The organism is Larkinella rosea (assembly GCF_003858635.1).
Taxonomy (GTDB): Bacteria; Bacteroidota; Bacteroidia; order Cytophagales; family Spirosomataceae; genus Larkinella; species Larkinella rosea.
Genome location: NZ_RQJO01000007.1, coordinates 1,919,167 through 1,938,880, shown reverse-complemented (window position 1 = coordinate 1,938,880; position 19,714 = coordinate 1,919,167). Strand labels below are relative to the sequence as shown.

Genomic DNA, 19,714 nt, shown 5'->3' with positions numbered 1-19,714 from the left:
AAGCTCCCGCTTTTGTATAGTGTAAATTTTCAAAGTACTATATATTTTATAAAAAAACAATATATAAGTCATATTTAATAAATATTTTATAGTGTATGGGTATATTTTAAAAAAATTTATTAATCTTGTGTTAAATTTCCTGTATATCTACTTTACTACATTTTTGTATGGCAAAAAATCTACTGAGGCTTATTATCATGTGTTTGGTAGTAAGTGCTCCCGCGTTCGCTCAGACGATCACGGGCAAGGTTACTGCGAGTACCGACGGTCAGGCATTGCCGGGCGTTTCTATTCTGGTAAAAGGAACGACTTCGGGTACTACGACGGACGCAAGTGGCAAATTTAGTTTGTCTGCCGGTAAATCCGGAACGCTGGTTTTCTCTTTCATCGGGTACAAATCGAAAGAAGTGGCGATTGAAAACCGCTCGGTAATTGACGTCACCCTCGACGAAGATGCTTCCATCCTTGACGAAGTGGTCGTTACGGCTTTCGGGGTTTCTCAGGAAAAACGCGCATTGGGCTACGCTACGGCGGTTGTCAACAATGAAGCACTCGTAAAAACCGCATCACCAAACTTTGCAACGGCACTTTATGGAAAAGCGCCGGGTGTGATGATCAATGCCACACCGGGTGGTGCGACCAGTGCCGTGAGCATCAGTATTCGCGGATTAAGCTCCATCACCGGTAACACACAACCGTTGATCGTGATGGACGGGATTCCCATTCGCAACGGCGAGGTTCGCAACAACGATTATTGGGGAGATCAACGCATCCGGGGGAACGGTTTGCTGGATTTGAACCCGGCGGATATCGAAAACATCTCGATCCTGAAAGGTGCTTCGGCGGCCGCGCTGTACGGTTCTGAAGCCGTGAACGGGGTGGTTCTGGTGACGACCAAACGGGGAAAAGCCGGAAAAGGGCTGGGCGTTGATTTCAGTGCGAGTTACAGCGTTGACAAAATCGCCTATCTTCCACGGTATCAAAACGTCCGGGGACCGGGTTACATGTTGAATTATTCAAACGGTGGTCAGGATGCCAACGGGTTTATTTCCTACGATACCAACGGCGATGGCGTGGGCGACACCCGCGGTTTGCTGAATGCCACGGTCAACTTCGGACCCAAATTCGATGGGCAGCCGGTAATGGCGTTCGACGGCGTCATCCGTCCATATTCGCCTTCCAACAACAGCTATGCCGATCTGTTTCAGAATGCGCACAGCTCGAACATCAACCTGGCGGTTTCGCAGGCGACTGACAAATCCAACCTGCGGTTTTCCTACACCCGTCAGGACAACGGAATGATCAGTTACAACGCGAAGAATAGCAAGAACATCATGAACCTGAACTCCAGCTTTCACATCAACAAAAAGCTGACGACGGATTTGATGGTAAACTTTGTGAATCAGACCACCCACAACCGCCCGTATAAAGTCGATCGGATGATCAACAACTTTACGGGGATGATGAACCGGTTTGAAAATGCCGACTGGTATTTCAACAAATACCAAACCAGCCTGGGCTATAAGTTCGTCACCGGAACCAACCAGAGTTTGACGCCGGGTGAGAACATCATCCGCAATGGTTTCAAATCGGATATTGGTGATTACGTATGGAGTACCCGCGCCAACACCTACGATGAATACAGCAACCGCGTGATTGCTTCGCTGACCCAGAACTGGGAGATTATCGATGGGCTGAACCTCCGTGGCCGGATCGGAACCGATATAACCTCGGAGCGGATTGAAGACAAGCAGCGGAGTTCGATACCTCTTGCCTTTGGTTACTCAGGTTCTTTCGCAATGAACAACAACCTGTACAATAATGTCTACGGTGATGTCTTGTTGAGCTATTCCCGGAAACTAAATACCGACATTACGCTCTCGGCCAAAGCCGGTTATACGGCCAACAAGCAATTGAACACCTTTGTAAGCCGTTCGACGAACGGAGGACTGAGCACGGAAAATTTCTACGATATTTCGGCTTCGGTAAACACGGCTGGAGGTAGCAACACCCGTGATCGCTACGTTCGGGATGCGTACTTTGGAACGGTGAATTTTGATTACAAAAACTCGTTCTTTGTTGAAGGTACAATCCGCAGAGACCGGACGTCTACACTGATCACGGGGAACAACGCCTTTACGTATCCGTCGGTGAATACGAGTCTGGTTTTCAGTGACTTTCTGGATTTGCCGGTGGTGGTTTCCTACGGAAAACTGCGGGCGTCTTACGGGATCGTGGGGAATTATCCGGTCATCTACAGCGCTAATAACGCCTACAATCAGGGTAACCTGAGTTTACAACAAACCGGAGGAAGTTCAGTACTGTATACGAACATCAGCAATGCTTACGGCAATGACAAAATTCGTCCGGAGCAAAAACGGGAGTTTGAAGTGGGTCTGGAAGCCCGGTTTTTCAGAAACCGCCTGGGCTTAGACCTGGCCTACTACAACGCTCAGATCGTCGACCAGATTCTGCCGCTGACGATTGCCGCCAGCTCGGGTGCCAAATCGGTTCTGGCCAACATCGGTACCCTGCGCAACCAGGGCCTGGAACTGGCCTTGAATTACACGCCGATTAAAGGTGTTGGTGCCAATGATTTCAACTGGGATATTATTCTGAACCTGGCCAAAAACAGCAACAAAGTAGAAAAACTGGCCAACGGCTCGACGGAATTGCTACACGCGGATTACGACGGAAATGCCGCTCAGTTGCGGTCGGTCGTCGGTCAACCGATGGGTGATATTTACGCCCACGGCATTCTGAAAAATGCCAGTGGACAGCCTGTGGTTGGAACGAATGGTTTGTATCAGCTGGATGGGGCCAACTGGATCAAGGTTGGAAACTCGATGCCGAAACTGACGGGCGGTTTGATCAACAGCGTCAGCTACAAAGGATTTAATCTGGACATCGTGACGGACTTCCGTTACGGCGGTTACATCATGCCAACGGGTATCAACTGGTTAACTTCCAGAGGCTTGACGGAAGAAAGTCTGACGGCGATGGATGCCGAACACGGTGGCTTGAGTTATTACATCGATGCCAATGGCAAAGGTGTTCAGACGTCGGGAACGGCCGGGCCAGCCGGTCAGGTTGTCTACCACGACGGGATGCTGATGAGTGGCGTACTCGCCAACGGCGAAGCCAACACGAATGTAGTTTCGCAGGCTACGTATTACAACGCGACCTACAACTGGGGAGGCCCGCAGTACGGAAATGCCCGCTATGAGTTGTTCGTGAAGGAAAACTCTTACATCAAAATGCGGGAAATTTCACTGGGTTACCGGATTCCGGCCAACCTGACCCGGCGCATTGGCACCCAGAACCTGACTCTGTCGGTGTTTGGACGGAACCTGTTCTTCATTTACCGGACCATCAAAGATCTGGATGCGGAACAGACCAACTCCAGTACCCGGTGGACGGATAACATCAGCAACGCGGGTAACAACCCGTCTTTCCGGACCATGGGCGTGATGCTGAGAGCCAGTTTCTAATTCTAACTTGATTCTAAAAATGAAAAAAATATCAATCCTATTTTTCGCCGGGCTGCTCTTGGGAACCGTTTCCTGCAAGGAATCCGAGTTTGCCGAAGCGTACCCCAATCCGGCCAAGATTTCGGAATCGACCGTTGAAAAGCAGTTTACCGGCGTGTTGTATTCCAATCGGGAATATGTGTTGCCGGGATACACCCACTACTTTACGACCCTGCGGCTTTCCCTGAATCCGTACACCCAGGCAATCGGCCGGTTGAATCAATCCGGTCTGTACGTTCCGGGTTCGGCGGGGGTCGAAAACGTGTGGTACAGTTACTACGACATGATGGCCCAGTACCGGGAACTGCAAAAAATCTATGCTTCGCGGCCCGCGGATCAGCAAGCCGACCGTAAAATTTTCATGCTGGCGGCTGCGGTTTATGTCTATGATCACACGCAGCGGCTAGTGGACGTTCACGGCGCGATTCCATTTACGCAAGCGGGTATGCTGAGCACCAACGGCGGAGAGTATGAAAAGTCGACCGCGAAGTTCGATACTGCCGAGAGCATTTACGCTTTTATGCTGGATGATCTAAAGCGTATCGCCACCGAGTTGAACGGCATTACGTTGAATGCTGGTTATCAGAAATCGTTTCAGACGCAGGATTTTATCAACAAAGGCGACATTACCGCCTGGAAACGGTATACGAACTCGTTGCGGCTGCGCATGCTGAACCGGGTATCGGATGTCGAAAGCATGAAGGCACGGTCCAATTCCGAAATCGCTGAGATTCTGGGCATCGCTGCGACGTATCCGATTGTGGAAACCAACGCACAGAACATCCAGATTAATGTGTTCGATATCAACACTGACATCAACTCAAAAGGGTTTCAGGCTGGTTTGGCATCGGACGGCTGGTACGGAAACACGGCGGGCAAAGCGATGATTGACAATATGAACGCCAATAACGACCCGCGTCTGCCCATTCTGTTTGAGCCGGGTGCCAAAGCTGCCGGAAAATATTTTGGAATCGATCCACTTGCGACCGAAGCCGTGCAAACCGCTCAATTTAATAACGGTTTGGTCGCCATCTATAACCGCTATACGACGAGCAACAACCAGTTCTTCCCGGGTGTGATCATCAATGCCGCCCAGATGAACCTGATCAAAGCGGAATACTACCTGCGGACGGGTAACGATGCATTGGCAAAAACCGCTTATGAAACCGGTATTACGCAGTCCGTCGAATTCTACAACAAGATTCTGTCCCTGACCAACGCAACCGGGATTACGGGTTCGACGATTCCGACGCCCGCAACGGCCGCTTCCGTGACGGCCTATCTGGCAGGAGACGGCGTGAGCTGGAGCAAGGCAACGACCAACGCGCAGAAACTGAGCCTGATTGCGACGCAGAAATGGTTGCATTATAACGTGGTTCAACCGTATGAAAACTGGGCCGACCTGCGTCGGTTGGATATGCCGGTGTTGAGCTTCCTGACCGATAATGCCAATAACCAGACGTTGCCGCCGGTAAAATGGACCATTCCGGGTAACGAAATTACCTATAACACCGCAAATTATGAGGCTGTTCGGGCAACGGACAAACTGACTACCAAGCTGTTCTGGGATGTAAAGTAAAACCCGGAGATTGAAAGCAAATCAGGAATTTTAGATTTGGTTGGATACAAAAGAGGCAGACCTGTTGGTTTGTCTCTTTTTTTGTTAAAACCGCTGTCTATTTCCCCTGATTTTCCAACACCAGCAATTGCGGAAATGACAGAATTCCTTTGAAAATCAATTGAGTCATTTCGCCGACGGTGTGGAAATAAGAGCCCAGCACAATATCGATATCGCCGTCGCGATCGAAGTCGGCGGCTTCCATCGTCAGCCATTTTCCGTTCGCGCCCTCCGGGGTTGTGAACGGTTTAAAATTCAACCGGCCTTCGTTTTTTAAATAGACAAATCCCTGTTCGGGCTGGGCCAGATTGGAATAAAAAGACGTTGCCGCAATGTCCAGATCGCCATCGTTGTCAAAATCCCGGGCAACGGCCTTACTGGCTCCGTACAGCGGATAAAACCACGTTTCTTTGAAGTTGTCTTTTTTATCGTTCAGGTAAATGCGGACACCGTGGTAGTTTTTATTGACCGACGAATAATCCCAATTGTCGCCATTCGTCAGCAAAATATCCTGAAAACCGTCCTTATTAAAATCCACTAATTCAAAATAACTGCCGCCAAACAGCGGAGAAAACTGCAACACGGTTTTTTCTTTAAACTTTCCGTTTCCCTGGTTAAAAAAAATAGCTACTTCCTCCCGCGCCTGGGCGATCACGACCATGATATCCGGTTTTTTATCGCGGTTGAAATCAGCAATTTCCACTTTTCTGGCACCGGGCATAGCTTTTAGGACGTGCTCTTTGGCGGGGTCAAAACCATCGAGCCAGACCAGCTTTCCGGCATTATTCCCAAAACCGCATACGATCGCATCTTCTTTTCCATCAGCATTCAAATCGCCGGTAGCAAACTGAACCGGTCGGGGCAAGTCCCGAATGTTGACCGGTTTGGTACCCGGTTTGGCGGATTTTTCCAATGTCATGAGTCGGCCCAGATGCTGGTCGGACGGGCTGAAAATGCCGATCGTGAGCAAGCGGGGAGCCGCGTTTTTCGGGAAATCAATATCGGTGGGTGGCGTGTCGATCCACCAGGTATTGGCCAGTTGAAACTTCCCATCGAGCACGTACAGCGCATTCTGGGCGTCGCCCACGTAAAGCTGGGCGGTATTTTTGTCGTATTTCAGCAAAGTCGTCTGCGGCACCTGTTTATCACCAACGGTGAGTTCTCTGGGCTTAAACAACGGCAGTTGATTGGTCGTAGGCTGATGCGGTTTTTGCGGCAGGGGTTCGGCGGGAGCGGTGCTTTCATAAAACGCTACGATCTTTTTCCACTCTTCCAGCGAAAGCAGGGCGGTTTCGGGGTAAACGTTCAGTTTGCTGACGGCTTTCTCTTCGTCGGGAGGAAGCGGTTTTAACGTGTCAGAACCGGGCAGTTTGAGGCCAAGCCGCATCGCCATGTTGGGAAGTACGCCCGTAACCCAGGTCTTCTTATCCAGCAATTCCGGTTCGGGAAACAGGTGACAGCTCGCGCAATAGCGCATGGCCAGTTGTTTGCCGCTGGAAACGGAATCGTTCAAAGCCACGTTTTTAAGACCTGAATCCGGCGGAACGCTTTCCGTTTTCAGCACGAAAAAAGAGGTCACCCAAAAGGAGAAAAAAAAGACCAGACCGGTTTTAAGCGAAAACATCAGGTGGATGGTTGCTGACTAGAGTTCTAATAATCTGAATTTATCCGAATGACTGCAATTTGCTGGCAGTAGACCGCAGGCACCAGCCGATCCGCTTATCAGATGCTTTTCAAAGTTACCTGTGAAAGTTGATTTTTAGGACTTTCCGCACAGGAAATGCTCGTGAAATGCGTTTGATTACATAAGCCCGAATAAAAAAATCGGGATGGCTGGATGCCACCCCGATTCTCAAAAAAGGTAGGTCTGTTCTGCAATTAGAAGTTTGCTACTTTACCCGTATCCCACCACAGGCGAGTGGCAATATCGTCTTTAGCTCCAGTACCCATTTTTGACACCGCATCGGTTACCGCAGCCGTATTACCGGTTCTTTCCGCGTTTACAAATGGCATGCGTTTGATCGATTCGCCCGCTGGAATAACACCCCAGTCTGCATTACTGTCATTTTTGGCAGCAACCGGAATTTTGGGGTAACCCGTACGTCTGTAATCCACCCACGCTTCCAGCGTATTGGTGAAGGTGTTGAGGTATTTCTGGGTAATGATTTTTTCCAGTTTCAATTCGTTCGAATCGGATTCATTCCATGCCACCGTAACGGTTGAAACAGCGGTAAAATTATTCCGGGCATCAACTGGATCAACATAATTAATCGGCTTGCTGGTTTTATCGACCAGGTAAGCATCAACGCCACCCGCACCCCAATCGGCAAAGGACAATTTGATACCTTCCTCATAGTTGGTTTTGGGATCACCAGCCCCGGCCCAGCCTCGGAGTCCGGCTTCCGCTTTCAGAAACGCCACTTCCGCTGCGGTAAAATTTCGACGGGTCTGAACCGTCTGGAAGCTCTCGTTTACTTTTGAGAACGGTACGTGATCGGCTTTTGCTTTGATGTAAGCGCCATTCCGGACACCTTTATAAGGCACTGACGGGTGATCGGCATACAAGGCGGCATTCGTTATTGGGGCAAAATACTTCGAGAGCCGTCCATCATTTAAGCCAATCAAAAAAGACTCCATTAAAGCGCCCATCCGGGTATCATCCCACTCGTAACAGATCTGAGCCACCGGAATCTTGTTTCCATTCAATGCATTGATAAAATTGTCCGCATTGGTCGTAATCAAACCGGCTGGATCGCTCAACGCTTTTTCGCCCTGGGTTTTGGCTTGTGCGGGATCTACTTTTGATAAGCGAATCGCCAATCTCAGACGTAACGAATTGACCACTTTCGACCACTTGGTAAGATCTCCACCGTAGGCTGAGGGGTCAAATTTTTTAAACCCGGTATACGCTTTGTTGGCAGCAAAATCGGTCTGGATCGAGTCAAGCTGTTTGAAGAACATCGGATACAAATCAGATTCTTTATCGTATAGAATCGAGTTCGCCGTCGTACCGTATTGCGAATAAATGATCGGTCCGTGAATGGCCGTCAGTTTGGACATCGCCAACACCCGGATCAATTTCGCCCAGGTAGCAAAAAGGGGTAGCTTATTGTCTGCTGCCAGTTTGATCACCTGTTTGGCCGGCGACATGATGCTACCGTACTCCCGTCCCCAGAATGAGTTCCAGCGGATGTAGTAGGTCGTGTTATTCACATTTCCAACAAAATCGGTCGGCGTACCCATGTACCCCATCCAGTTGTCGGCACAAAGGTCCTCTTCGACCTGGTGACCATTCAAATTGAAGATCATGTTCGAAAACGGAGAGCCTACGAGGTTAAAATCCTGCTTGAGGAGCTCATCCGAAATTTGATTGGGGTTCTGGTTTATATCGACAAAACTGTCAGTACAGGCCGCGAACGCAATCAGGGATATCACCGCGATAAGTAGTCGTTTCATGGTAATGATTTTAGAAATTTTAGAATGTTAACTTCAGGTTAATCCCGTACGATCGGGTGGATGGCATACCAAACACGTCAGTGGATTGCAGGGAGTTGTTGGTACTCATTGCCTGTTCCGGATCGAAAGGTGCTTTTTTGTAGAAGAAGAACAAATTCCGGCCTACGAGCGACACCGAAGCATCTTTAAACACCGGGTTTGAGCCCTTGGATCTGAAGTTGTAGCCCACGACAAGCTGGCCTAACCGAACGTTGGTTCTTGAAAATACGTACGGTTCCATGATCTTATTTCGGTCACCGATCGCCGAATAATACGTGTAGGGGGCAATGGAAGTAACCGCCAGCCCTTCGGGTGTAACAGCGTTGATGGCCACCGTTCCGGCATCCCGATCCGCAGCACTTCGTTCACTTACCCCGTAGGAATCCAGGAATGCTTCGGTTTTGGAGAAAGCAACTCCGCCGAATTTCCCGCTAACCAGTGCGCTCGCGAAGAAGTTACCATAACTCCAGTTATTGGTCCATCCCAGCATGAGCTTCGGGTTCACATTACCTACGATTGTCTGCGTAGCGGCTTTGGTGGGAACGCCGTTTTTGTCCAGAATGATCTGTCCGGCATCGTTGCGGGCAAACTTATAGATGTACACGTCATTGAACGAACCGCCAGCTTTGATGATTGATGCAAAACCTTCATTATCACCACCTACCTGATAGTTGGGATTGGACGCGATCAATTCAACAATCTTGTTTTTGTTCTGGGACGCGTTGACCGCTGTATTCCAGCTGAAACGATTTGAACGGAAAGGCTCGGCAGTAAGGGTAAACTCAAATCCTTTGTTCGTGATTTTTCCCGCATTCACATAATAGGTCGTGTATCCCGAGCCCGAAGGTGCCGCCAGGGAAAGGAACTGGTTGGTACTGACACCATTGTATAGCGTAAAATCAGCACCCAGACGTCCCTTTAAAAACTTGGCTTCAATACCGTACTCGTTGGCTACGATTTTTTCAGGCTTCAGATTGGTAAACGGTACCTGCGTGTTTCGGTTGATCCCACCAATGCCCGTTGGCCCACCGGCACCACCGATCGTGTTCAGCGGATTCACCACGTTGTAGGGTACTTCGTTCGCCGTTTGTGAGAAGGAAGCCCTTACTTTCAGGAATGAAATGGCCTGGGGTAAATTAACCATCTGGCTGATGACCGCAGATCCTCCGATAGAAGGGTAAAAGTACGATTGGTTACCGGTAAGCGCCAGGGTAGAAGCCCAGTCGTTCCGTCCCGCCAGATCCAGAAACAGGAAGTCTTTGAACCCGAGAGACAAGTTGGCAAATGCACCCTGTTTGATGGTATTGCTGTAACGTCCGTCGTTGTTGAACATGACGTTGTAGGGCATATTTGCAAACGTAAATACGTTGGGATACTGCAGTGAAACCGTACCGTTACCCACACTTATGCCATCGTAGTAGGTGTTTTTCTGGTAGCTAAGACCCGCCAGTGCATTCACACTGAAATTGCCAAAACTCTTGGTATAAGTAAGAATACCGTCCGTATACAGCGACTGATCCGTGTATCGGTTGTAAGACCAGGTGCCGTTCGGGCTGACACTCACTGAGTTACCGCCGGCCGCGTAGCGCTTGTCATCCAACACATTATTGTAATCAATGTTACCACGTACCTCAAAGCGAAGGTTCTCCGTAATATCATAAGCGAGTTTGGCGTTGGCAATAATCCGTTTGTTGGACTGTAGCTTCGGATCTTTGTAAATTTCCCAGTACGGATTGTTTTGCTTTTCTTCGGTCGAATACCAGTTCATTTTGTCCATGTTCCGGTCGGGATTGAAGACAGCGTAATTATTCTTGTAGCTATTGAAGTCGCGATCTCTGGCGAACAGATACAAACCGGTCAATGGGTTGTTATAATAACCGGCACCCGGGCGGTTTTTGGATACTTCCGAAGACAGGATAATACCAGAGCTTAACGTAATCTTGTCTTTCAGCATTTTGGTACTTTGCCGGAACGAAAAGTTATGTTTCGTGTAGGTATTCGTTGGCAGTACACCTTTCGAGGAAACATTACCGTAGGAGAAATAAACACTAGTCTTTGCGTTTCCGCCCGTAACTGCCACCGTGTTGTTAAAGGTTACACCGGTCTGAAAGAAATCTTTGATATAATCTTTCTGGTAGTTGTCTGATTTAACAACCGTTGTTCCAACCGGTGTCCAGCTGTAATCGCCACCCACCGTTCCATACCGGTATTGAAACTTGGGAAGACCGGATACCTGTTCGACAACTGCACTGGCATTGACGTCGACCGATAATTTGCCTTCTTTGCCTTTTTTGGTTGTAATCAGGATGACGCCATTGGCCCCCTGACTACCATAGAGAATAGCCGCATTGGCTCCCCGCAATATGCTGATGCTCTCGATATCGCCGGGGTTAATAGCTGAAAGACCATCTCCACCGTCGGTTCCACCATACGAGCCTGGCTGCCCGCCTTTGTTGTTGGCCATCGGGATACCATCGATCACATAAAGGGCCTCACTGGAACCCTGCAACGATTTGTTTCCCCGGAGGACGGCCCGCGTAGAACCACCAGCGCCCGAGCTACTGATTTTGATGTCCAGACCTGCTGCCTTACCCGTAAGGGCATCAACAAAGTTGGTGTTGGAGGCCCGTCGCAATTCGTCACCACCCAGTTGCTGTGTGGCATAAGTCAGGGCTTTCTTTTCCCGTTGGACACCCAGGGCGGTCACAACGACTTCTTCAAGCTGAGCAGAAGAGGCTTCCAGGACCACATTTACTACGGTTTGTGATCCAACCGGCACTTCTTTCGTTGTAAAGCCGATAGAGGAAAAAACCAAAATGGCTTCATCGCCAGGTACCTGGATCGAATACCGGCCATCTGATCCCGTTGTTGTACCAACTCCACCTCCTTTTAAAACCACCGTAGAGCCCGGAATCGCTTCCCCTTTTTCGTCGCTTACTTTACCGGTAACCGTTTTTGCGAGAACATCGGACTTCACTTTGTGATTTAAAATGGTCTTCGCCGTCGCGGGTGAGGCAAACGTTACACTAATGGAGGCCGTAAACACGACCAGTTGATATAACGTAAGTTTCATCCATAGCGGACATTTTACTTCTAGCTGTCTTTTCATAATTTTTGACTGTTTGAGGTTAAGTAAATTTTTGCGGCAGGTTCAATCCATCTGAAAAGATGTTCAACGTCTAAAAACCCATGGGGTATTAACTTGGGAGGTCCTTTTTTGGGGGATGGGAATGGGGTACACGGTGGTGTCATAGGCAATGTTCGTTTTAGGTTATTATAATAAGTTATTGGGTAATGAAGGCACTTACAAGCAATTAATTTCGAATTTTTTGTCAAACTACTACTTTTATTAGGCAATTAATACAGTAAGCAGGCGATAATTTTTAAATTTTTTTAATTTCTTTAATTTTGGTGTCAAAAATTGGACATTGGCAATTAATAATTAAAAACTTGATTCGTCAAATAGCGTTGATGCCCCCAATAACGAGCCCCGAAGGTCTCTCTCAAGCGGCAAACCATTTGGATCTGGTGCCTGGGAGAACGCCGGGAATGGCGGATGGAGAAGGGGAGAATCATTCCGCTAAGCGGTCGAAGTCGGCAACATTTCCCGGCTATACCTGCTGAATGACAATAGGGTATTCAATTCATACAACCCAATAGAAAAATAGAAATGAAGTACTTCCTTACTGGTTTAGTATTTGGATTAATTTTTAGTGGATCAGCGATTGCCCAGCAGCATTCCGAACAAAATCACAGTAAATACGTCTGGCCAAAAGATAGTTTGGTAAAGCAAAAACTGAACCAGTGGCAGGACATTAAATTCGGATTACTGATGCACTGGGGAACGTATAGCCAGTGGGGCGTCGTCGAATCTTGGTCGCTTTGTCCGGAAGATGAAGGATGGTGTGTGCGCCGGGGGCCGTACGCCAACGACTGGTTTGGCTACAAAAAGGCGTACGAAAATCTGCAAACCACATTCAATCCAACCCGGTTTAATCCCGAGCGCTGGGCTGCAGCTGCCAAAACCGCTGGCATGAAATACATGATTTTTACGACCAAGCACCACGACGGTTTCTGCATGTTTGATTCCAAACAAACGGATTACAAAATCACGGGAGCAAAATCGCCGTTTGCGTCGAATCCGCGCAGCAATGTCACGAAAGAAATTCTGGGTGCGTTTCGGAGCGAAGGATTTATGGTCGGAACGTATTTTTCAAAACCGGATTGGAATGTCGATTCGTACTGGTGGCCGTATTTTCCGCCCAAAGACCGGAATGTGAGCTACGATCCGAAGAAGTACCCAGACATGTGGAAGAAGTATCAGGACTTCACCTACAACCAGATTCAGGAATTGATGACCGGTTACGGAAAAGTGGATATTTTGTGGCTGGATGGCGGCTGGGTGCGTCCGGCCAGTACAATTGACTCGACGGTGAGCTGGCAACGCACGATTCCCTACAGTCAGGATGTCGATATGGGCCGAATTGCCGGAATGGGGCGGCAAAACCAGCCGGGTCTGCTGGTCGTTGACCGGACGGTATCGGGCGAGTTTGAAAATTACGTGACGCCGGAGCAGCAGATTCCCGATCATTACATGCCGATTCCGTGGGAAACCTGCCTGACGATGGGCGATAGCTGGTCGTATATTCCGAAAGAAAATTTCAAACCAGCCCGTAAACTCGTGCAGACGCTGGTCGATATTGTGGCTAAAAACGGCAATCTGCTGCTCAACATCGCGCCTGGCCCGGACGGTGAGTGGCACGAAGAGGCCTATACGCGTCTGAAGGAAATCGGCGACTGGATGCAAATCAATGGCGAGTCTGTTTACGGAACAAAACCGCTGGCGCCATATCGGCAAAACCAGTGGGCCTTCACGTCGAAAGGAAAAACCGCTTATGCCTCCTACCTGGCGACCGAAACTGAAACCATGCTTCCGGCGCTGGTTACGCTCCCCATTGCGCCTGCTCAACCGAAAGCCACGCTGATGATTCTGGGAACGAAGCAAGCGCTAAAATGGAAGAAAACTGGCACGGGCATCGAAGTGAGTATACCCGAAAAACTGCGTCAGCAACTGGCCGGAAAACCGGTTTGGGTTTTTAAGATTGCCTAATTACATCAGGAAAGAAATGCCTGCCCCTATGAGAAATCGAGTTCTTTTGTGTTGTTTATTCTTTTTGAGTGGGTGTCTGACGATTCGGGCGCAACGCATCCATCATTTTGCCTCCGGTCTGGCGATCGGCCCCTGTCATCAGTACGGTCGGGAGGCCTTGTACACGGATTTGCTGGCCTATCATTTGTACCGCGGGGATTTGAAAAAACCGGTCGAAGGGCAGGAAATGACCGCAGCCAGTACCGATTCGCTGCGCTGGCAGACGGTGATTCCTGATAAAGACGGCAAGTTCCGGGGCCGGAATTTCAACAATGGCTATTTGTATTTGACCTACACCGCCGACCGCGATGAGGTGGCTTTGCTGCACGCAACCGGCCATAACATGGTGTATGTCAATGGCGCACCCCACGCCGGAGATCCGTATGCCCTCGGCTGGCTGGTTATTCCGGTGGCATTAAAAAAAGGAGTAAACGAAATATATCTCCGTACATCCCAGTTTTCACGATTCCAGGGTTTGACCACCAAACTGATTTTTCCGGAAAAACCGGTTTTCCTGAAAATTGAAGACCCGACCGTACCGAGTGTGGTTTTAGGCAATCAGATCGAACCACTCTGGGGTGCGGTTGTCCTCGTCAACACAACGAACAAAGCACTGACCGGTTTGAAAATGAAAAGCCGGTTGGCTGGTAAAGACCTGACGACCGATCTGCCGACGGTGCCTCCCATGACGATCCGAAAAGTCGGTTTTCGGATGGATGCTTCGGGGGTTACTCAAAAAGGTGACGTCAAGGTGGCGATCAGTCTGCTGCAATCCGGAAAGCCGATTGATGAAAACGAATTGACATTGAACGTAGCCGGACCGGGTGAACATTACAGCCAGACCTTCGTCAGCGCCATTGACGGTAGCGTCCAGTATTTCGGGGTTGCCCCACAAGCCAAACCGGATGGCAAGGCACCTGCCATGTTCCTGTCGGTTCACGGGGCTGGCGTTGAGGCCAGTGGGCAGGCCCGGGCGTATCAGCCAAAGGATTGGGGCGTTTTGGTGGCACCTACCAACCGTCGTCCGCGCGGTTTTAACTGGGAAGACTGGGGGCGTCTGGATGCGCTGGAAGTGTTTGTTATCGCCAAAAAACAATACAAACCCGATCCGCAGCGGATTTATTTGACAGGTCATTCGATGGGGGGCCACGGCACCTGGTACCTGGGGGCGACGTTCCCCGGAAATTGGGCTGCGATTGCGCCCTGTGCCGGTTATCCAACGCTGGCGGGATACGGATCGCACGACGGGAAAATTCCGGAAGAAGGTGGGAATGCGATGGAAAAAATATTGCTGCGTTCGAGCAATCCGAGCAACGTGATCGCGCTGGCTTCCAATTATAAACCGCTTGGGGTTTACATTTTGCACGGCGATGCTGACCGCACGGTTTCGGTGGAATATGCCCGTCAGATGCGCAAACTGCTTGGCACGTTTCACCCCGATTTTACCCATTACGAATATCCGGGTGGTTCGCACTGGTACGGAAGCGAAAGTGTGGACTGGAAACCGCTGTTCGACTATTTCCAATGGCACCGGATTGCGGCCGACAGCGCCGTCAATTCCATCGATTTTACCACCGCCAATCCCGCCATTTCGTCGACGATGCGCTGGGTTTCGATTGAACAACAGGAACATCCCCTGCAATACAGCCGTGTTCAGTTGAAGCGGGATAAAAAGGCCGGAACGATTGTGGGAAAAACCGGGAACGTGGAGCTGCTTTCACTGAACCTGGTCGATTTTGCCGCGGGTCAAACCGTGTCCATTACGTTGGATAGTCTGAAAACCATTCAGTATCAGGTGTCTAATCCGGCAGAAAAACTCTTCCTGATTAAGAATACCCAATGGGAGATTGGCACCAAACCGGCCCTGACTCAGAAAGGGGCGCACCGCAACGGCACTTTCAAAGAACCGTTCAACAACCGGATGGTGTTCGTTTACGGTACTTCCGGAACCGCTGAAGAAAACGAATGGGCCTACAACAAAGCCCGGTACGATGCCGAAACCTGGTATTATCGCGGGAACGGTGCGGTGGATATTGTGCCGGATAAAGAATTCACGCCGGCGCAGTATGCCGATCGGGGCGTGGTGATTTTTGGCAATGCAACGACCAATCGGGCATGGAGCAAACTGTTGGCCGATAGCCCCATTCAGGTAAGTCGGGGCGTGGTAAGCGTTGGCAATGAACGGTTTACAGGTAATGATGTCAGCGTGTATTTTAGCTGGCCCCGACCGGATAGTCCCAAAACTTCGGTTGCGGTGGTATCCGGCACCGGTTTGCCGGGTCTGAAAGCCGCCGATGCCAATCAGTATTTTGCCGCCGGGAGCGGTTTTCCGGATTTCATGATTTTTAGTCTGGATATGGCCAAAGAGGGCATCAAAGGCGTTCGGCAGGCCGGTTTCTTCGACAACAACTGGAAGCTGGAAAGCAGTGAAATGGTTGGAAAATAACTAATAGGTAGTGCTTTACATATTTCGACGGTATTGGCCGCCCACTTCGTATAACGCCCGTGACAATTGGCCAAGGGTGCAAACTTTGGTGGCTTCCATGAGCGCTTCGAATATGTTTCCGTTGGCCAGTGCGGTATTTTGGACCTGTTTCAAAACCGCATTGGCCGCTTCCCGGTTTCGTTCCTGAAATGCCTTTCGGGACTCAATGGCGAACCGTTTTTCGTCGTCGGTCGAGCGAATGATTTCCTGCGGAGTGCTGGTAAGCGAACCGTTGGGGTCCAGGAAGGTATTTACGCCGACGATGGGAAGGGTGCCATTGTGTTTCTGCATTTCGTACACCATCGACTCATCCTGAATTTTGCTGCGCTGGTACATTCGCTCCATCGCGCCCAATACACCCCCTCGTTCGTTCAGGCTGCGGAATTCGTTCAAAACCGCCTGTTCGACCAGATCGGTAAGTTCTTCAATGATGAAGGCACCCTGCAACGGGTTTTCGTTTTTGGCCAGACCAAATTCCTTGTTGATAATCAGCTGAATCGCCATTGCCCGCCGAACGCTTTCTTCGGTGGGTGTCGTAATGGCTTCATCATACGCATTGGTATGCAGGGAGTTGCAATTATCCGACAAGGCCAGCAAAGCCTGAAGCGTCGTCCGGATGTCGTTGAAGGCAATTTCCTGCGCGTGCAAACTTCGGCCGGAAGTCTGAATATGGTATTTTAATTTCTGCGAACGATCATTGCCTTTGTATTTGTACCGCATGGCTTTCGCCCAGATTCGACGCGCCACACGACCCAAAACCGAATATTCCGGGTCCATTCCGTTCGAGAAAAAGAAGGAGAGATTGGGGGCAAAGTCGTCGATGCGCATTCCGCGGGCGAGGTAATACTCAACAAACGTAAAACCGTTGGAAAGGGTGAACGCCAGCTGTGAAATCGGATTGGCACCCGCTTCGGCAATGTGATAACCCGAAATGGAAACGGAATAGAAGTTGCGAACCTGATTGTCCGTAAAATACTGCTGAATATCGCCCATCATCCGCAAGGCAAATTCCGTCGAAAAAATGCAGGTATTTTGCGCCTGATCTTCCTTCAGAATATCCGCCTGAACCGTTCCCCGCACTTGCCGGAGTGTATCCGCTTTGATTTTTTCGTAAATGTCCTTGGGGAGAACTTTGTCACCGGTTGTTCCCAGCAACAGCAATCCCAAACCGGTATTGCCGTCCGGCAATTCGCCATTGTAGGCAGGGGCGGGCGACAGGGCCGCGGGTGAATTGCCCGTTTTTGATCCGTCACCTGCTGCTCCCTGCTGCCGCAGCCACAGCTCGCACTGCTGGTCGATGGCGGTATTCAGAAAAAAACCGAGCAGCATGGGCGCAGGGCCGTTGATGGTCATGGAAACCGAGGTCGCCGGATCGCAGAGGTTAAAACCGCTATAGAGTTTCTTGGCATCGTCCAGCGTGCAAATATTGACGCCGGAATTGCCGATTTTTCCGTAAATATCGGGTCGGAAATCCGGATCTTCGCCGTAAAGTGTCACAGAATCAAAAGCCGTCGACAGGCGTTTGGCGGGCATTCCTTGCGAAACGTAGTGAAACCGCCGGTTGGTGCGTTCCGGCCCTCCTTCACCCGCAAACATCCGGGCCGGGTCTTCGCCTTCGCGTTTTAATGGAAATACCCCGGCCGCATACGGGAATTCCCCCGGAACGTTTTCGGTCAGCAACCACCGCAGGATATCGCCCCAATCTTCGTATTTCGGCAAGCTGATTTTTGGGATTCGCAAACCGGATAAGGAGGTCGAAAACAGATTCTGATGGATCGTTTTATCGCGAATCTGGTACTGATACGTGTCGGCGCGGTATTTCTGCTTTAGTTCCGGCCAGTCTTTGAGGAGTCGCCGGCAATCGTGGTGAAGCCGGTTCTCAAAATCCGCATAGATACTTTTAAGCGAAGTTGCAACCCTGTCAGGGGTTTCACCCGTACGACGGCCCGGCGCTGACAGGGTTTGGAGAACGCCATCCAACTGGTACATTTTTCGGGCGATGGCAACCTGCTCAGTAACAAAAGCGTCGTACTGATCGCTGTTTTCGACAATTTCGGCTAAGTAACGAACGCGCTCGGCGGGAATAATGGCCTTCGATGCAATCGAATGAGCTTTATCGATGGCGTGATCCAGAAAACCGGTACCGGTTTTTTCCTGAATCAATTGCATCAACTTCGTAAACAGCGTGTTCATTCCCCCGTCGTTGAACTGCGATGCAATGGTGCCGAAGATGGGGAGGTCTTCGTCGGATACGTCCCAGATTCCGGCATTACTGCTGCTGTGATTCCGGCGGTATTGTTTTCGGACATCGCGCAAGGCATCCAGCGAACCGCGTTTATCAAATTTGTTGATGGCGATGACGTCGGCAAAATCGAGCATGTCGATTTTTTCCAGCTGCGTGGCCGCGCCGTATTCCGCCGTCATGACGTACAGACTGACATTTGAGTGCTCGGTGATTTCCGTATCCGACTGCCCGATGCCCGAGGTTTCGATAATAACCAGATCAAATTGGGCAAACTGGCAGATTTCAATCGCATCCCGGACATTTTTGCTCAGGGCCAGATTCGCCTGTCGCGTCGCCAGGGAGCGCATGTAAACCCGGCCAGCCGCCAGATCGGGGTGGATGGCATTCATCCGAATGCGGTCGCCGAGCAGTGCCCCGCCGGTTTTTCGTTTCGATGGGTCAACGGAAATAATTGCAATGGTTTTGTCCGGAATATTCACCAGAAATCGCCGAACCAGTTCGTCCACCAGCGATGACTTACCGGCTCCACCGGTTCCGGTAATGCCGAGAACGGGAACGGTTTTGGGAATTGGAGCCGTCTGGACGAACGGAGCGGTTTTTTCGTACACCTGCGGTTCATTTTCCGCAGCGGAAATCAGTTGGCCGATCAGCTTGGCATCTTTAGTTCGGGATAATTGACTCAAATGACCGTTCAGTGCGCTCAATTGTGGCAAGCTATTCGGTGCCTGATCGCATTTTTCCAGCAGATCATTGATCATTCCCTGCAATCCGAGGGTTCGCCCATCATCCGGTGAATACAGCCGGGTAACCCCGTAGGCCTGCAATTCCTGGATTTCCTGGGGTAAAATGGTACCACCGCCCCCGCCAAAAACCTTGATGTGGGCGGCATTCCGTTCCCGCAGCAGGTCGATCATGTATTTGAAAAACTCGATGTGGCCGCCCTGATACGAGGTGATAGCGATTCCCTGCACATCTTCCTGAATGGCACAGTCGACAATTTCGGCTACTGATCGGTTGTGGCCCAGGTGAATGACCTCCGCACCGGACGCCTGCATAATCCGGCGCATGATGTTGATGGCGGCATCGTGTCCGTCGAACAGCGAAGCCGCCGTAACGATCCGAATGTGACTTTGGGGCTGATACGGTTCTATCTTATGTTGTGATACCATGATCAAATTGCAAATTGTTACGT

The 19,714-nt window shown here is 50.1% G+C and carries 8 protein-coding genes; 4 read left to right on the top strand and 4 right to left on the bottom strand.

Annotated elements, in window-relative coordinates; translation table 11 throughout:
* The first annotated feature begins 167 nt into the window (after nucleotides 1-167).
* Nucleotides 168-3,491: a SusC/RagA family TonB-linked outer membrane protein gene (locus tag EHT25_RS08040; RefSeq protein ID WP_124873059.1), complete on the top strand. Its 3,324-nt coding sequence runs from the start codon at nucleotides 168-170 to the stop codon at nucleotides 3,489-3,491.
* 19 nt (nucleotides 3,492-3,510) lie between these two features.
* On the top strand, nucleotides 3,511-5,109 hold the full coding sequence (locus EHT25_RS08035) for a SusD/RagB family nutrient-binding outer membrane lipoprotein (RefSeq protein WP_124873057.1): 1,599 nt from the start codon (nucleotides 3,511-3,513) through the stop codon (nucleotides 5,107-5,109).
* Between the two features lie 97 nt (nucleotides 5,110-5,206).
* On the opposite strand, the gene EHT25_RS08030 is transcribed toward EHT25_RS08035, so the two are convergent.
* From EHT25_RS08030 to EHT25_RS08020, 3 genes are all read right to left on the bottom strand, one after another.
* A complete protein-coding gene (locus EHT25_RS08030; RefSeq protein ID WP_124873055.1) occupies nucleotides 5,207-6,772 on the bottom strand; it encodes an FG-GAP repeat domain-containing protein in 1,566 nt (521 codons plus the stop codon).
* Between the two features lie 254 nt (nucleotides 6,773-7,026).
* The gene (locus tag EHT25_RS08025) at nucleotides 7,027-8,604 is read right to left on the bottom strand and encodes a SusD/RagB family nutrient-binding outer membrane lipoprotein (RefSeq protein ID WP_124873053.1); all 1,578 of its coding nucleotides are present in this window, start codon (nucleotides 8,602-8,604) and stop codon (nucleotides 7,027-7,029) included.
* Between the two features lie 19 nt (nucleotides 8,605-8,623).
* Nucleotides 8,624-11,716 (bottom strand): SusC/RagA family TonB-linked outer membrane protein, encoded by a 3,093-nt coding sequence (locus tag EHT25_RS08020; protein ID WP_229311467.1) that lies wholly within the window; start codon nucleotides 11,714-11,716, stop codon nucleotides 8,624-8,626.
* Nucleotides 11,717-12,313: 597 nt separating this feature from the next.
* Here EHT25_RS08020 and EHT25_RS08015 point away from each other — a divergent pair.
* Both EHT25_RS08015 and EHT25_RS08010 read left to right on the top strand, forming a co-directional pair.
* The gene (locus EHT25_RS08015; protein ID WP_124873049.1) at nucleotides 12,314-13,753 is read left to right on the top strand and encodes an alpha-L-fucosidase; all 1,440 of its coding nucleotides are present in this window, start codon (nucleotides 12,314-12,316) and stop codon (nucleotides 13,751-13,753) included.
* A 28-nt stretch (nucleotides 13,754-13,781) separates the two neighbouring features.
* Nucleotides 13,782-16,238 carry a carboxylesterase family protein gene (locus EHT25_RS08010; RefSeq protein ID WP_124873047.1) on the top strand — a complete coding sequence of 819 codons (2,457 nt, stop codon included), beginning with the start codon at nucleotides 13,782-13,784 and terminating at the stop codon, nucleotides 16,236-16,238.
* A 15-nt stretch (nucleotides 16,239-16,253) separates the two neighbouring features.
* On the opposite strand, the gene EHT25_RS08005 is transcribed toward EHT25_RS08010, so the two are convergent.
* Complete coding sequence (locus tag EHT25_RS08005) at nucleotides 16,254-19,691, bottom strand: methylmalonyl-CoA mutase family protein (RefSeq protein WP_124873045.1); 3,438 nt, start codon at nucleotides 19,689-19,691, stop codon at nucleotides 16,254-16,256.
* Nucleotides 19,692-19,714 lie beyond the last annotated feature (23 nt).

What these genes read in the sequence shown, in the direction of transcription:
- EHT25_RS08040 (WP_124873059.1), top strand. Translation starts at nt 168, where the DNA reads ATGGCAAAAAATCTACTGAGGCTTATTATCATGTGTTTGGTAGTAAGT.
- EHT25_RS08035 (WP_124873057.1), top strand. Translation starts at nt 3,511, where the DNA reads ATGAAAAAAATATCAATCCTATTTTTCGCCGGGCTGCTCTTGGGAACC.
- EHT25_RS08030 (WP_124873055.1), bottom strand. Translation starts at nt 6,772, where the DNA reads ATGTTTTCGCTTAAAACCGGTCTGGTCTTTTTTTTCTCCTTTTGGGTG.
- EHT25_RS08025 (WP_124873053.1), bottom strand. Translation starts at nt 8,604, where the DNA reads ATGAAACGACTACTTATCGCGGTGATATCCCTGATTGCGTTCGCGGCC.
- EHT25_RS08020 (WP_229311467.1), bottom strand. Translation starts at nt 11,716, where the DNA reads ATGAAACTTACGTTATATCAACTGGTCGTGTTTACGGCCTCCATTAGT.
- EHT25_RS08015 (WP_124873049.1), top strand. Translation starts at nt 12,314, where the DNA reads ATGAAGTACTTCCTTACTGGTTTAGTATTTGGATTAATTTTTAGTGGA.
- EHT25_RS08010 (WP_124873047.1), top strand. Translation starts at nt 13,782, where the DNA reads ATGAGAAATCGAGTTCTTTTGTGTTGTTTATTCTTTTTGAGTGGGTGT.
- EHT25_RS08005 (WP_124873045.1), bottom strand. Translation starts at nt 19,691, where the DNA reads ATGGTATCACAACATAAGATAGAACCGTATCAGCCCCAAAGTCACATT.